We start from the raw sequence: 13829 nt of genomic DNA on the forward strand, positions 1-13829 counted from the left end.
CAGGTGCATCCCGGTTCCGGCCTCAGGATGCCGCCCCGCTGCGAGAGCGAGGCGATAGCGGGCATGGGCGATCAGGAGACTTTTCCGGAGAGGAACGATAAAAATCTCCCCTCCGGCCTCTCCCCGACGAATCAGCGGTTTCTCAGAATGAAGAACGCGTAGCCGTACTCGTCACTATGCTCCCGGTGCACCGCGATCTCCCGCTCCGAGAACGCGACGAACGCTTCCGCGTCTGGATTGCCGGCAGCCGCCTTCTTCAGGTCGGGCAGCCGGCTGAGAAGCGGCGTATAGTAGTTCTCCCACCACGCGGCGTCGGGGAGCGGGAAGGTCGCGACGACCTCGTAGCCGGCGTTTTCAGCTATTGCACAGGTCTCCGGGACGGTCGTTATTGCCGGGTAGCAGTCGTTCCAGAACGCCACCGCCTCCGGCGAGGGCTGATCGGTGAACCAGACCGCTTCGCTGAGACAGAAGTAGCCGCCCGGCCGGAGAAGCCGCTTCCATGACCTGAGTCCCGCTTCGAACCCCACGATGAAGATGGAGCTCTCCGCCCAGAGGACGTCGAAGGCTGCATCCGGGAAAGGCAGGTCGTCCATGGACGCTCTCACCGTCGTGATCCGATCGCCCACCCCGGCCGCTTCCGCCTTCCGGGCGAGGTCGTCCAGGTACGGCTGGTGGATGTCGACGGCGGTGAGATGGCAGCGTGGGCAGATGCGGCCGAGCTCGATCGTCTGCATCCCTGCTCCGCACCCGATGTCCAGGACCTCCGGGCGGTCAGGGAGATTGTTCAGCATCGAGAACGCTTTATTCGTACACTCGTTGCTGCCCGGCCCCTGGCGGGGCAGCCCCTCGTGCATGGTGAAGAGAAATGAAATATCCATTCCGGTTACTGCGTCGTCTGATCTGATAAAGAGACGGGTTTACAGGGCGGGCTGTATCCGGCAATGCAGACCTGGCCGAACCGCCCTGCAGCGCCTCGCACCTCCCGGCACCCTTGTATCCTCACCGGCGATAGCCACTGGTACGTCAGATCTCTCGACCGGCATGCCGGCGCCCGACTTCTGCCTCCAGGACACAGACGAGCAGACGGTCTGCCTCGCGGACCTCCGGGGCGCCTACGCGGTCGTCTCCTTCTATTGCTATGGCGGCGTTCTCCAGCCGGAACGCTTCGGTCCTCGGCATCAGCCCGGACTCGACCGCCAGCCACCGGCGCTTCGCCGAAAAGCATGACCTCTCGGTCCGCCTCCTCTCCGATCCCGATCACGTGGTGATCGCGGCATACGGTGCCCGGGTCACGAAGAAGCTCTACGGCAGGGAGTACATGGGCGTCGAGCGGAGCACCTTCATCATCGATCCCGCGGGGAAGGCCGCCGCCGTATGGCGGAAGGTAAAGGGGCATGCGGCCGAGGTGATTGCAGCGCTCTCTGCCCTCACGGCAGCGGGCGCCGATCGATAGGAGCGTTCTCCACGGACCGGCTCTCCGCTCTCACGGCGCCGGAGGGGCAGTGCGGGCGAGCACCCCGGGGTTCACCACATTCTCCGGGCTGCCGGCCGCGAACCGCTCGATGTTCCGCACGGTGATGAACGTGCACTCGTCCATCGACTCCTCGGTCAGGAACGCGATGTGGGGCGTCAGGATGACGTTGTCGAGCTGCCGGAGCGGGCTTTCCGCAGGGAGCGGTTCGTGTTCGAAGACGTCGAGGCCGGCCCCACCGAGATGCCCGGTCCGCAGCGCCTCGACGAGCGCTCCTTCGTCGACCACCCGGCCGCGTGCGGTGTTGATCAGGATGGCGCCGGGCTTCATCCGGGCGAGTTCCCGCGCCCCGATCATCCGTTCGGTTGAGGCTGTCAGGGGGACGTGGAGCGTGAGGATCTCGGATTCGGCGAGCAGCGTGGAGAGGTCGACGAACTCGAGCCCGAGTCGCGCCGCCCGTTCGGGACTCGGGTGCCGTGTAGTCGAGAGAACCCGCATGCCGAACCCGTGGGCGATCTGGACGACGCGTCTCCCGATATCGCCCGTGCCGATGACCCCGATGGTCATGCCCATCAGCTGGTGGCCGCAGTACTCCCGCCAGTCATAGTCTCCCTCCCGGAGCCGGGCATCGGCAAGCCGGACCCGCCGCAGCAGGGCGAGGGCGTAGGCGAAGACGAACTCGGCCACCGCCTCGAACGCGTAGGCAGGAACGTTCGCGACGGCGACGCCTGCACGGGTTGCCGCGTCGAGATCGATATGGTCGTATCCGGTCTGCCAGACCGCGACCATCCGCAGGCGCTCCGCGCCTGCGAAGGCGGCGGCATCCATCCCGTACCGCCCGACGACCACGACATCCGCATCGCGGATACGGTCTCGGAACGCGGCGTCGTCGGCCGGGTAGGTCTCGAAGACCTCGACTTCCCCGAGGCGGCCAAGCCGGCGGCGGTGGTCTTCGGTCAGGAAGATCGGGTCGGCGACGACGATCTTCATGCTTCCATCCCCCGCAGGTACATCCCGGGGTTTTCGTCGAACTTCTTCTTGCAGGCGAGGCTGCAGAACGAGTATGTCCTGCCCTGATACTCGCTCGTGAACCTGACGTCGCGCTCGTCAAGCTCCATGCCGCAGACCGGGTCTTTTACCATCATGATCCGTCACCTCACGCCCTGGAGGGGCAGGTGTCACGGCCGTTTCTGCAGTGGTGCCTGCACCACGTCCCCCCCGCGGTAGAGACAGCCGGATCCGCTCCCGTATCCGGCAGCTGGGGGTCCGGCCCTGGGCGTGCAGATCGCCGGTCTGCACGATATACTTTTTCCCGGATAACCGAAAGAGAGAGCCGAAAGCGGCTCGCTCACGCCGGCAGGCGCATTTCAGCATTATTCTCTACCCGAACGCAGAGGGAGACTTTCCATGAAAGCATGGTATCTTCTGCTGGTGCTGGCGCTCGCGGCACCGGTCACGGCGGATCTGCGGGCTCGCCGCGAAGGTGCGCACCCGGCCGAGTCGTAGAGGAAGGAGTCGACGGGGACGTCCGCATACAGCCCCGCAAAATGCTCCTCCACGATCTGCAGCGACGTGTAGACGCCCTCCTTGACGGCGATCGACGGCACCACGATGACGAACTTGGTAAACCCGTAGCGCCGGTTCAGCTCGAAGATCGTCCCGCAGGTAGACGTAGGTCTTCCCGGGCGCCGGAGTCGAGGGTTCCGGATGGGGACAGGCCACCCATGAGCTGGACTGCATGCAGGTTCCGCAGCACCTCGTCGTCCGTAAGCGTCAGCAGGTTGCCGCCGCCGGGTTCGAAGTGCAGCCTTGCGGCCATATCCCCCTGTCCATGCGCCGCTACAGGCTCCGTATGGTCGCCAGGCCATGCCGGCGCAGGATGGCGGCGAGGTTGGTCTTCACCACGTCGTCGGCAAAAGTGCTGTCACGGAAGACACAGGCTGTAGCGCCGCATGCCACGCGGCAATACCAGCGCAGCGGCTCGGCGTCGTCCCGGCCGAGAAGCACCTACGCAGGATCGATGGAGCCCGGCTCTCACCCACGGAGGTTGCCGCCATCGAGCCTGTAGACCCGGAACCCGACGTCGCTCTCCGGGTGATCGCGGCGGATCTCCTCCGCAGCGCGGCGGAGGCGCTCTTTGGTGATCTCGGCGATGGTGCGGGGCCTGCCGATCGCATCGCAGAATCCGGCGGCGCTCTTCTGCCCTCTGCTGTCTGCGTCCAGGGGTTCGGGCATCTGCACGAGGATGTAGCGGCGTCTGCCGCCGTCGACCGCGTTCTGCTCCAGAACGGCGTGCCCCGTCGTGCCGGAGCCGGCAAAAAAGTCCAGGACGATATCACCGGCGCCCGTCCCGAAGGAGAGGACGTGCCGGATCAGCCCGACCGGTTTTGGGTTGGTAAAGACGTTCTCCCGTCCGAGGACGCTATGAAGCTGCCGTTTGCCGTCGGCGTTCCGCTCGACGTCCAGCAGCAGCGACCGCGGCACCCGGGTTCGCTCCTCCCCGCTCTCCGGATCGCGTAGGTAGATCTTGTACTCGACATGCCACCTGCCGGCGCGGTCCTGCCGCATCTGGACTTTGTCCTCGGCAAGAGCCCTGAGAAACCGGGTCTCCTCCCACTTCCAGGTATCGCGGACGACCCCGCCGTCCGGTGTCCTGATGGCGTAGGTCAGGTTCGGCCGGGGGTCGTCGGGCCGCATCCGCCGAAGCGACTTGAGTTTGTAGGGGCCGAGCGTCGCGGCATGCCGGTCTGTCAGCGTATACCTGGCCCGTTCCGCATCGCTGAGCGGCATGCGCAGGCGGGCGACGGCATCCCGGCTCTTCGCGTAGACCAGGAGATACTCATGATCCACGGCGAAGAACTTTGCATCGTTTCCGCCGCCCGCATGCCGCTTCCAGACCAGCTGCTGCAGGTAGTTCTCTTCGCCGAAGACCTGATCGCAGAGGAAACGCAGGGTGTTCACCTCGTTGTCGTCTATCGAAGCAACGAAAAGCCCGTCATCCCGCAGCAGCAGTCGGGCGAGGATAAGGCGCGGATACATCATATTCAGCCAGTCGGTGTGGAAGCGTCCGCTCGCCCGGGTGTTGCTCGAAACCCGCCTGCCCTCGGTGTCGGAGAGGCCTGCGGCCGCCAGGTAGCCGCGGACCGTATCCCGGTAATTGTCGCGGTAGACGAAGTCCTCGCCCGTGTTGTACGGCGGATCGATATAGATGAGTTTGACCTTCCCGGAATACCGCTTCTGCAGGAGTTTGAGCACCTCGAGGTTATCGGCCTCGATCACGAGGTTCTGGGTCGTCTCCCAGTCCACGCTCTCTTCCGGGCAGGGGCGCAGCGTGCCGGCGGAGGGTGTGAGCGCGAGTTGGCGGGAGCGGCGTTTCCCGTGCCAGACGAGGCCGAACGTCTCCTCGCCGCCGGTCACCGTCCGGTCGCCGACGAGTTCTTTGAGTGCGTCTACGTCGACCACGGCGCCTTCCGCGCCTTCGGTGACGGCTTTGGGAAAGAGGCGCTTCAGCGCAGCGATATTCTCCGCCGGGAGGTTTGGGGTGGTGGCGGTCGGTCTCTTCGTCATCGTCTCGTCCCTTCAGAGCCGTGCGGGCGCCCGGATATCCAGAGTCACTTCGACCCGCCGGAAAATGTGCCTTTCCCTTCCCGGCGGACCTTATGACACCTTCACCATCGCGTCGCAGGTGCCCTCCATGGTGTACATCACCATCCCGTCGACGGTGCCGTTCGTATCGCGGGTGAAGATGAACGAGTCTGCGGACTCGGGGGTCACGAAGAACGTATCGTTCCCCTCGTAGAAGAGCTCGACCGTCTCGCAGGGCACCGCTGAGGTGTACCACAGCCAATCGCCGTCCGGGAAGACGGTAAACGTCCAGGTCTTCTCCCAAACAGGCTCGTAGACACCGATGTATTCCGCACGCGCCGTCTCGTTCAGGGGAACCGCCCGGCGTTCGATCGTCCGGGGCAGGGCGTACGGCTCGCCGAAGACGATCGCCGAGAGGTCCCGGGCGATGCTGACCATCGGGGTCCGGTCATGGTTTGCGAGGAACAGAACGGTCACGTTCTCGTCCGGATAGGAGAGCGTGTACGAGATGAACCCGAAGTTGCGCCCGCCGTGGCCGAAGGCGGTGCGGTTGCCGATCGCCCCGTCGACGATCCCGTAGCCGTGCCGGGTCATCGCATCGACCGACGCTGCGGAGAGGACGGCGCCCGGGGTGTGGAACGCCCGTTCCCAGGCGGAGAGGTCTTCGGTCGTGGAGTGGAGCGAGCCGGCGCCGTAGGAGTTATGGATGTTCTGCAGGTCGTAATGGACGTGCCTGCCGGCCATCGTGGTGTAGCCGCTCGCACGGTTCGCGAAGACGTCGCGGGCGTTGTCCTGCCCGGTGCCGGTCATCCCGCAGGGTGCAAAGATACTCTCCTGCAGGTACGCGTCGTAGGGCATGCCCGACGCCTGCTCGATGATGTAGCTTAAGGTGATGTAGCCGTTGTTAGAGTAGGTGTAGTCTGTCCCGGGCGCAAAGGTGAGGGGGAGCGCGGAAATCCGGCTCACGAGCCCGGAGAGCGGGTAGTCGACCGGGTCGGTCAGGAGAAATCCGCCTTCGGACGGGATCCCGGAGGTGTGGTTCAGCAGGTGGTAGATCCGGATGTCCTTCCAGAGCGGGGCGTCGGGGACGTACCAGACGACAGGGTCGGTGACGTTCAGTCGGCCCTGCTCCTGCAGTTTCATGATCCCGGCGGCGGTGAACTGCTTGGTGTTGGAGCCGATGGGAAAGACGGTCTGCGGCGTGTTCGGAACCGAGAACTCGTAGTTTGCCATGCCGTAGCCCTTCGAGAGGAGCACGGTGTCGTCCCGCGCCACCAGCACGGCTCCGCTGAACCGGCCTGCGTCGGCAAGCGCCGTCATGTAGTCGTCGAGGTCCTGCGATACCGTGTCGCCGCCCTCCGCATGCGGTGCGGACGCGCCGAGGCAGCCGCAGGCAAGGATACCGATCGCCAGAAGAAGTCCTGCAATTCTCATGATAATCACCCGGTCGTTTCTCCCAAGTCCCGCAGAGCCGCCTTTCCCCGTGAGCCCGCGACGTTTCAATCAGGATAAGTGAAAACGGGGGGTATGCAGAGAAGTAGTTTGTGATCCGCGCTCGCCGCAGTCACCCCGTCCGGCGCAGCCGCTCGAGCGCCCGGCGCACCGCCTGCCGGACGCCGGTGTCCCGGCCTCTCAGCGCCCGCACCAGGGCGATCCGTGCCCTGGGGTCGCCGATGCCGCCCAAGAGACGGAGTATCCGCACCTTTCCCGCCCGGTCGGCTCCTTTCAGCGCACCGGCGAGCGGGACCGCCGCGGCGGGGCCGATCCGGATCAGCTCCCGCTCAGCGCTCTTCTCCGATCCGAGCGATGCGATGATGGCCGGGAGCCCTGCCGGCACCGACACGTGCGGCTCTCTCCCGGCGATGATGAGCAGCCAGCGGAGGCTCGAGACGGTGACCAGGCATTCCCGCGCCTCAGACCGGTTCGTTCCGGAGTCGCCGGCGGTGAAGCAGGCCCGCACGCCTCCGGTGCCCGGTTGCCGGGGAAATGCCCTCTTTGTATCCCAAAATCGCCTGAACCGGGGATACATCACCACACATATCCTTATGTGTATCAGAACAGACGTTCTTTCACAGCGGATCGTCCCCCTGATCCGAACCTTCCCCCTCTTTCCCAGGAGGTACCCCCAGATGACCCCGCCGCACCACACCGCACCGGAACTGCCGCCCGCATCGTTTCTGCTCGACGCACTCGATGAAGGGGCGCTGCTGATCGATCAGGAGAACCGTGTGGCCTGGATCAACCGCACGCTCGAACGCCTCCTCGGCATCGACCGCAACACCCTCCTTGGGAGCGACGCGGACCGGTTCCTGCTCCGGCACCTCGGTGGGGCGGGGGCGGAACGGATCACCCGTGACGATATGCCGCCCCTCGTCTGCACCCTCCGCCCCCCGGACGGGCGGGAATGCCACGTCAGCGCCTCGAGCGCTGCCGTCCGGGAAGAGCCTTTTTCAGGCATGCGCCTCGTCCGGCTGTACTCTGACGTATCTGCCGCCCGGCATCCGGCCGGGATAGAAAGACTGGAGTTCTTCCTGCAGAACGCCCGCGATCTCATCTACCGTATCGAACTCGTCCCGCAGCGCCGGTTCTCCTACGTCAGCCCGTCTGCAACGGCGATCACCGGCTACACGCCCGAGGAGCACTACCAAGACCCCGGTCTCGGGATGAAACTGGTGCACCCGGACGACCTGCCGCTCCTGGACGCGGTCGCCCGGGGAGAGATTCCGCCCGACCGGGCGCTGACCCTCCGGTGGATCCGCAAAGACGGCAGCGTGATCTGGACCGAGCAGCAGAACGTCCCCGTCTACGACGATGCCGGGACGCTCGTCGCCATCGAAGGCATCGCCCGGGAGGTCACCGAGCGCAAACAGATGGAAGAGGCGCTGCAGAAGAGCGAGGAAACCTACCGCACGATCGTCGAGACCGCGAACGAGGGGATCTGGGAGATGGACGGGCGGTATATCACCCTGCGGGTTAACCATACGATGGCGGCGATGCTGGGCTACAGCGTCGGGGAGATGGTCGGGAGATCGGTTCCGGAGTTTCTCTACGAAGAAGACTTCGCCGAACACGCCGACCGCATGACGCAGCGGCACGAAGGGCTTGCCGGCAGATACGAGTGCCGCCTGAAACAGAGGGATGGCACCGCCCGGTGGGTTCTGGTCTCGGCGACCGCGAAGCGGGACGAAGACGGCACTTTCGCCGGTTCGTTTGCCATGTTCACCGACATCACCGAACGGAAACGGGCGGAGGAGGCACTCAAAGAGAATGCTGCACGCTACCAGCAGTTCTTCAACAACCCGCTCGTGGGCTACGCCCTCTGCAGGATCGTCACGGACGAGCGGGGCGAGCCGGTGGATTTCATCTACCGGGAGGTGAACCGGGCGTTTGAAGTTCTCACCGGGCTCCGGCGTCAGGACGTTCTGAACCGGCAGGTGACGGAGGTTCTCGTCCCCGGCGAAGTCACCGAGATCACCCGGCGCTACGGTGCAGTGGCGCTGACGGGGGAGCCGGCGACATTTCAGTATTCCATCCCCTCGCTTGCGAAATGGTTCGAAATAGCGGCCTTCTCCCCGTCCCGCGGGGACTTCATTGCGTTCTTTACGGATATCACCGAGCGCAAGCGCGCCGAAGAGGCACTGGTGCGCCGCACCGAAGAGCTCATCCGGAAGAGCGAGGAACTCGAGGCAGCCCGCGACGAGGCGAACATCTACCTGGACATCATGACCCACGACATCCGGAATGCCAACACCGCCTCGGGCATGTACGCCGCTCTTCTGGCCGACCTGACGGAAGGGAACCTGAAGGCCTATGCAGAGAGACTGCACGCCAGCATCGACCGGAGCACCGAGATCCTCATGAACGTCGCCACCATCAGGCGGGCGTCCGAGGATAGCAGCACCCTGGTGCCGGTGAACCTCGATAAGGTCGTTCGGGAGGAGGTGAAGAATTTCCCGAACGCCGCGATCCGGTACGACGATCCGAAGGTCGAGGTGCTGGCAGACGCCCTCCTGCCGGTGATCTTCATGAACCTCATCGGCAACGCCGTGAAGTTCGGCGGCCCGGGCGTCACGGTCACCGTCCGGGTGGAGGAGCAGGACGGCGAGGTGCTGGTCTCGGTCGAGGACACCGGCCCCGGCGTCCCGGACGAGGTGAAAGGCAAACTCTTTCGCCGGTTCGAGCGGGGCAGAGCGCAAGGAAGCGGCCAGGGGCTCGGGCTCTTCATCGTCCGGACGCTTGTTACGCGGTACGGCGGGAAAGCCTGGGTCGATGACCGGGTGCGCGGCCGGCCGGAGGAAGGGGCTGCGTTCCGGTTCACGCTTCGGAAGGCGTGAGAAAGCGGCAAAAGGGCGGCACACCTGCGTTTGTCATCCCGATCAGCGGAGCACGGCTGTCCCGGCTGCCTCCGGGCACGGGGGAGAGCCGGGGGGGTGACCCGACAGTGCAGCCATCGCATCTCCAAAGCCGCCCTCTCCGGAAGGGGAGACGCAGAGCATATCGGATACACGGGCACCGGGAGGACGGCACATGAGACTCGGGGATAAGCCCCATATACGCTACCGTACCCTCTGGGTGCACCGAAATTCCTGGTGCTATCGGTGGGGTCCAGGCACGTGATGAGGTCGCATCTGTTGCTCCGGATGGCCGCAACCCGGGGTATTCGGGGGCGATAGCCGCCACGGTCCACGGCATGGGGAGACGCCCGGGAAAAAGGGCGTCCCCGGGAAAAGCCTCATCAGGGGAAGAACGCGGTATACGCTTGAATCCTCGTATCTCAGGGTAGCGCTAATGGGGGTAAGCCCCCGGCAATGCGGGCATTCACTCTTTTTATCGTCTGGTTTTAGGGAATGAGGACGGATCGCTGCAACGGTAAAAACATTACGTTATATATCACAACGAACAGAATAGGAAGATCAGTGCCGTATGTCGTGTGGTCTCCCTGATGAAGCGCTCTTTATTCTCGATATCTTTTACAAAGGGAGACACTTCCGATCGGATGCAGGGTACCACTCCGAAAAGTTATACAAACTCTATATGAAGAAGTTCCCGGCACGATCCTGCTTGCCGTTCGATGATGCACTCAAAGTTCTGATGAACGATGGGTACATAGCGCAGATCCGGAAGAAGAAGGTGAAGTACTACATTGCCGACATGAAGGTAGCGATCTTCGCCCTGAAAAACCATGGATATAATGTCGTTGACGGCAGATACCATAGGCTCTGATCCAGTGCACAATATTTTTATCGCATGTGATAATATCAGTTAACAATTACTTCCGGTACGCATCTATGATGATCGATCCTGCTCTGGGAGAATGTGAGAAGTATGGGACGCCCGTTTGAAGGATTACTCGGAAACACCTGTGAGTTGAGAATTCTCGAATATCTGCTGCCGCTGTCCGGCATGGAATTCAACGTCACCGAACTCGCGGAAGAGGCAGGCGTGTCGCGTGTCACTGCCGGCAGAGTTGTGAAGAAGTTTGTCGAATGGGGGCTTTTGAACGTGCATCCCGGAAGGGTTCCCCTCTACTCGATCGATGCTGAATCGCCGATTGTACAGCGCATCGAAGATCTGAACAACGCCCTCATCGAGAAGATGCTCGGTGAAGAGCAGCTCGACCGGATTCACGAATTCCTCCGGGACAGGAGTTGCGGCGTGCCCCAGGAGATCTCCGCGGAGAGGGTTTGGGAGCCCAGGTATGTTTCGCCGTTCGAGGGAGCGATCTGGGGAGGCGGCATCGCGGGGCCGGCACCGTCGTATGCGACCGCCGATAGCGATTATGAAACTGAAAAGCCGGGATATTTCCAGTGAGGGATACAGAGATGGCACGGGAAGATTTCTTCAGGAAGGAACTCGTCACCGAACTGCGACGGGTCGAGGCGATGATGCGAAAAGAGGAGAACATTGAGAAAAAGATCTACTACTTCTCCGCAGCCTACGGCATTACGAACCGCACGCTCCGCTATGCGTTCACCGACGACTACCTCATGGCAGATTTTGTCCTCAACACGTGCTATACGGGGCTTATGGACAGATTTAAGCGCATCCGCTCCGGTGATACTACAGTACCTCTCGAGATAAAGCATTTTGATAAGATCCAGGAAGGGCTGCGGCTCCTTGCCGATGCCTTTGCTGAAGATACATCGATACTCAAACCCCTCGAGACCATACTTACCGCTACCTTTGCAACCTCCGGCCCCGGGAATTACCTGCTGGAGAAGGGAGATCTGCAGATCTGATCGCCTCCTTTTCTCTCCCCCTTATCCGGCCTGCAGCAGCCTGCCCTTGCCGATCTTCTGGTATCGGAAGAGTTTGCGGCCGCAGGCGGCGCAGAAGATGGTGATCACGGGAGATCCCGGCTCCCGCCCTGCAGCAGCGTCGTGATGTCCTTCTCGGTCATGCAGAGCCGCAGCATCGCCCGGGCTATCCGGACGGGATCGGTCTCCTCCGAAAAGACGAGCTGCAGCCGCGTCCACCCGGCGTCGTCGTCGGCGAGCTCGACCTGCTGCGCGTCCGGGATGACGGTCGGGAGGTGGTCGCGGAGCCGGGGCAGGAACTCGGCGACCCGCGGGCATTCGTCGCGGCGGACCTGCACCTCGAGGCTGATCGCATCCCTCTGGTCGCAGAAGGTGTAGCGCACCGCCGCCGGCCAGCCGTCGCGGGAGACCCTGACCGCCTCGCTGCCGGCCGTCCGCAGCGAGAAGACGGGCGGCTTCATCTTCGAGAATATCCCGACGGCACGGCGGAAGCGGAGCCGCTGCTGCCGCGCCTCCCGACCGGCGTCTCCTCCGGAGACCAGGCAGCGGGAGTGGTAGAAGTACTCGGCCCGGCCCAGCCGGTAGCGCTCGACCACCAGCAGCCGCAGGTCGAGGTCGCTCTGCTCGGCAAGATAGGCGATCTGGCGGATGAGGTCTGCCGGGGCGCTGTCGATGACCACGATCCCCCGGATCCGGCCTGCCTGCAGGTTCGCGGCGACGCTGCCCTCGAGCTGCGCAAGGTATTCCGTCCGGTGCTCCTCCTCCGCAACGTCGGCCATGAGCTCCAGGGTCGCGGCGAGAAGGCCGCCCGAGCGGGCGTCCGCCTCGTCGAACGGGAGAGCAGCAACCGCCGAGAGGTGGTCGCAGAGTTCTCCTGTCACGTCGCGCCCCGTCTCCCCGTCGCGGGCGAGTTTCACCAGGGCGATAACCGGCAGCCCGTCCGTATCGATGAGAAAGATGTCCGCAAACCCCCCAGCGAGCGGCATCTCGCGGCTGATCGTGACGAGCGCGGTATCGTCCCGGCCGGTCAGGAGGATCGGGTGGTCGGCAAGGACCTCCTGAAGTTCGTACTCGTTTTTGAAAGGCTGCGGCTGCTGGACCAGTTCGTTGTCGTCTCCTATCCGTACTGCAGGCATTGGACGTCTCCGGAGCAACTATCGACGGGACGGGTGATAGGGTTTGCCTCTTCTGCCCTCACGGAAGGTACGCGTCCACGTACGCCAGGAACCGCTCCACGGTTGCCGCCGCATACGGCCCTTCCTCGTAGGCCGCCGTGAGCGTCATGCGGCCGCGGAAGGTTGCGGCCGTCATCAGAAACCCGTACGGCCGGCAGACGCACGGGAGATAGCGGACGTCGCAGAGGCCGAGGTCTGCGCCGGCTTTTCCAGGCACCGGCAGGTACTCGTCCGGGTCGATGATGCCGAGGTTCGAGAAGACCGGGTTCTTCTGGCCGGACGACTGGTAGCGCTCCAGCATCGTATCGAAGAACGCCTCCACCGCCGGCATCCCGCCCGCCATGAGGTCCTCGTAGAAGAGAATGCACCCAAGACCCAGGTTTTCCGCCTTCCGGCGGGCGGTCGCCGCCGCCACGTCGCCGATGATATCGGCAAGGCCTGCCCCCTCGCCCGGCAGCACGAGGGGGAGGTCGAAGGCGACCGAGAGGTTCATCGGCGGGCAGGCGTCGAGGTCGCCGAGATGGCGGCGGAGATCTGCCGAAGTCAGGATCGAGCGGGGAGAGCCCGGGTCGGAGGGATCGCGGCGGATCCGCATAAGAGCGAGGAAGAACGCGCCGATAAGGACGTCGTTGACGGTGGCGCCGTGCCGCCTGCCAAGCTCCTTTGCGCGGGCGAGCCGCTCGGGCGGGAGCGTCCGGTGCACGACCCGGGGCGTTCCCCGGCCGGTCGTTTCGTTCGGGAAGCGCCACCGGTCGACGAAGGGCTCCTCCGCGTCCCGCGCCTGCCGCCGCTCCTCCTCCGAGTATAGGGCGAGGATCCGGTCGGTGCTCCGGTCGTAGGCGCCCGTGGGATCGGGCCGGAACGCCGGGTCGTCCATGATGCCGCGGTAGGCCGCAAAGACCTGCTCTGCAAGAGTGGCGGCGCCGTGAGCGTCGCAGAAGCCGTGATGGCAGGTGACGGCGATCCGGTCTCTTCCGCCGTCCCGGTAGAGGGTGACCCTGACCTGCGGCCCGTGCCAGACGTCGAGCGGCGCCGGCGGGTCGTCCGCCGTGCCCGCTACGATGACGAACGCACCCTCCCACTGCTCCGGCGGGATCTCCTCCCAGACGGGAAGGCCGTCCACAACCGCAAACCGGGAGCCAAGATAGGGATTCGCGGCGATCAACCGCTGTGTCGCTTCCCGCATCGCCGCCTCGTCGACCTCGCCGTCGAGGGTGAAGAGGAGGTGGATCGTCGGGTCATAGATACGCTCGAAGAGGACGTTGAAGACGTCGAAGGCGGGCGCCGGGTGGCGGACGGGCGTGGCAGGCATTCTCTATACGTCTCGCCCGCCAGGGTAAT

Annotated in this window: 14 protein-coding genes; 5 read left to right on the plus strand and 9 right to left on the minus strand. The window is 64.2% G+C overall.

Going from position 1 to position 13829, the window contains the following annotated elements:
* Positions 1-131: 131 nt before the first annotated feature.
* A complete protein-coding gene (locus tag FGU65_RS02755; RefSeq protein WP_301662867.1) occupies positions 132-878 on the minus strand; it encodes a class I SAM-dependent methyltransferase in 747 nt (248 codons plus the stop codon).
* 260 nt (positions 879-1138) lie between these two features.
* Between FGU65_RS02755 and FGU65_RS02765 the strand changes: the two genes are divergently transcribed.
* Positions 1139-1453, plus strand: a complete 315-nt coding sequence (locus FGU65_RS02765) for a peroxiredoxin (protein ID WP_301662869.1) — start codon at positions 1139-1141, stop codon at positions 1451-1453.
* A 30-nt stretch (positions 1454-1483) separates the two neighbouring features.
* On the opposite strand, the gene FGU65_RS02770 is transcribed toward FGU65_RS02765, so the two are convergent.
* From FGU65_RS02770 to FGU65_RS02795, 6 genes are all read right to left on the minus strand, one after another.
* Positions 1484-2461, minus strand: coding sequence for a 2-hydroxyacid dehydrogenase (locus FGU65_RS02770; RefSeq protein ID WP_301662870.1), 978 nt, complete (start codon positions 2459-2461; stop codon positions 1484-1486).
* Positions 2458-2616, minus strand: a complete 159-nt coding sequence (locus tag FGU65_RS02775) for a YHS domain-containing protein (RefSeq protein WP_367652342.1) — start codon at positions 2614-2616, stop codon at positions 2458-2460. Before FGU65_RS02775 ends, FGU65_RS02770 begins: the two co-directional genes overlap by 4 nt.
* 497 nt (positions 2617-3113) lie before the next feature.
* The gene (locus tag FGU65_RS02780; protein ID WP_301662871.1) at positions 3114-3290 is read right to left on the minus strand and encodes a hypothetical protein; all 177 of its coding nucleotides are present in this window, start codon (positions 3288-3290) and stop codon (positions 3114-3116) included.
* Between the two features lie 215 nt (positions 3291-3505).
* Complete coding sequence (locus FGU65_RS02785) at positions 3506-5038, minus strand: site-specific DNA-methyltransferase (protein ID WP_301662872.1); 1533 nt, start codon at positions 5036-5038, stop codon at positions 3506-3508.
* Between the two features lie 90 nt (positions 5039-5128).
* Positions 5129-6490 (minus strand): serine hydrolase domain-containing protein, encoded by a 1362-nt coding sequence (locus tag FGU65_RS02790; RefSeq protein WP_301662873.1) that lies wholly within the window; start codon positions 6488-6490, stop codon positions 5129-5131.
* A 130-nt stretch (positions 6491-6620) separates the two neighbouring features.
* On the minus strand, positions 6621-7016 hold the full coding sequence (locus tag FGU65_RS02795; protein ID WP_301662874.1) for a HEAT repeat domain-containing protein: 396 nt from the start codon (positions 7014-7016) through the stop codon (positions 6621-6623).
* A gap of 169 nt (positions 7017-7185) precedes the next feature.
* Between FGU65_RS02795 and FGU65_RS02800 the strand changes: the two genes are divergently transcribed.
* The 4 genes from FGU65_RS02800 (at position 7186) to FGU65_RS02815 (ending at position 11295) form a co-directional block, all read left to right on the plus strand.
* Positions 7186-9390, plus strand: a complete 2205-nt coding sequence (locus tag FGU65_RS02800; protein WP_301662875.1) for a PAS domain S-box protein — start codon at positions 7186-7188, stop codon at positions 9388-9390.
* Positions 9391-10117: 727 nt separating this feature from the next.
* Positions 10118-10279, plus strand: coding sequence for a hypothetical protein (locus FGU65_RS02805; RefSeq protein WP_301662876.1), 162 nt, complete (start codon positions 10118-10120; stop codon positions 10277-10279).
* Positions 10280-10423: 144 nt separating this feature from the next.
* Positions 10424-10867, plus strand: a complete 444-nt coding sequence (locus FGU65_RS02810) for a winged helix-turn-helix domain-containing protein (RefSeq protein ID WP_301662877.1) — start codon at positions 10424-10426, stop codon at positions 10865-10867.
* An 11-nt stretch (positions 10868-10878) separates the two neighbouring features.
* A complete protein-coding gene (locus FGU65_RS02815; protein ID WP_301662878.1) occupies positions 10879-11295 on the plus strand; it encodes a hypothetical protein in 417 nt (138 codons plus the stop codon).
* 104 nt (positions 11296-11399) lie between these two features.
* Here the strand turns inward: FGU65_RS02815 and FGU65_RS02820 are convergent, their stop codons facing one another.
* A complete protein-coding gene (locus FGU65_RS02820; RefSeq protein ID WP_301662879.1) occupies positions 11400-12449 on the minus strand; it encodes a hypothetical protein in 1050 nt (349 codons plus the stop codon).
* A gap of 58 nt (positions 12450-12507) precedes the next feature.
* Positions 12508-13800, minus strand: a complete 1293-nt coding sequence (locus tag FGU65_RS02825; RefSeq protein WP_301662880.1) for a condensation protein — start codon at positions 13798-13800, stop codon at positions 12508-12510.
* Positions 13801-13829: the final 29 nt, after the last annotated feature.

The organism is Methanoculleus frigidifontis, assembly GCF_030464345.1.
GTDB classification, from domain to species: domain Archaea; phylum Halobacteriota; class Methanomicrobia; order Methanomicrobiales; family Methanoculleaceae; genus Methanoculleus_A; species Methanoculleus_A frigidifontis.

Coding starts and splice junctions, on each gene's coding strand:
- FGU65_RS02755 (WP_301662867.1), bottom strand. CDS start 878: ATGGATATTTCATTTCTCTTCACCATGCACGAGGGGCTGCCCCGCCAG.
- FGU65_RS02765 (WP_301662869.1), top strand. CDS start 1,139: ATGGCGGCGTTCTCCAGCCGGAACGCTTCGGTCCTCGGCATCAGCCCG.
- FGU65_RS02770 (WP_301662870.1), bottom strand. CDS start 2,461: ATGAAGATCGTCGTCGCCGACCCGATCTTCCTGACCGAAGACCACCGC.
- FGU65_RS02775 (WP_367652342.1), bottom strand. CDS start 2,616: ATGATGGTAAAAGACCCGGTCTGCGGCATGGAGCTTGACGAGCGCGAC.
- FGU65_RS02780 (WP_301662871.1), bottom strand. CDS start 3,290: ATGGCCGCAAGGCTGCACTTCGAACCCGGCGGCGGCAACCTGCTGACG.
- FGU65_RS02785 (WP_301662872.1), bottom strand. CDS start 5,038: ATGACGAAGAGACCGACCGCCACCACCCCAAACCTCCCGGCGGAGAAT.
- FGU65_RS02790 (WP_301662873.1), bottom strand. CDS start 6,490: ATGAGAATTGCAGGACTTCTTCTGGCGATCGGTATCCTTGCCTGCGGC.
- FGU65_RS02800 (WP_301662875.1), top strand. CDS start 7,186: ATGACCCCGCCGCACCACACCGCACCGGAACTGCCGCCCGCATCGTTT.
- FGU65_RS02815 (WP_301662878.1), top strand. CDS start 10,879: ATGGCACGGGAAGATTTCTTCAGGAAGGAACTCGTCACCGAACTGCGA.
- FGU65_RS02820 (WP_301662879.1), bottom strand. CDS start 12,449: ATGCCTGCAGTACGGATAGGAGACGACAACGAACTGGTCCAGCAGCCG.
- FGU65_RS02825 (WP_301662880.1), bottom strand. CDS start 13,800: ATGCCTGCCACGCCCGTCCGCCACCCGGCGCCCGCCTTCGACGTCTTC.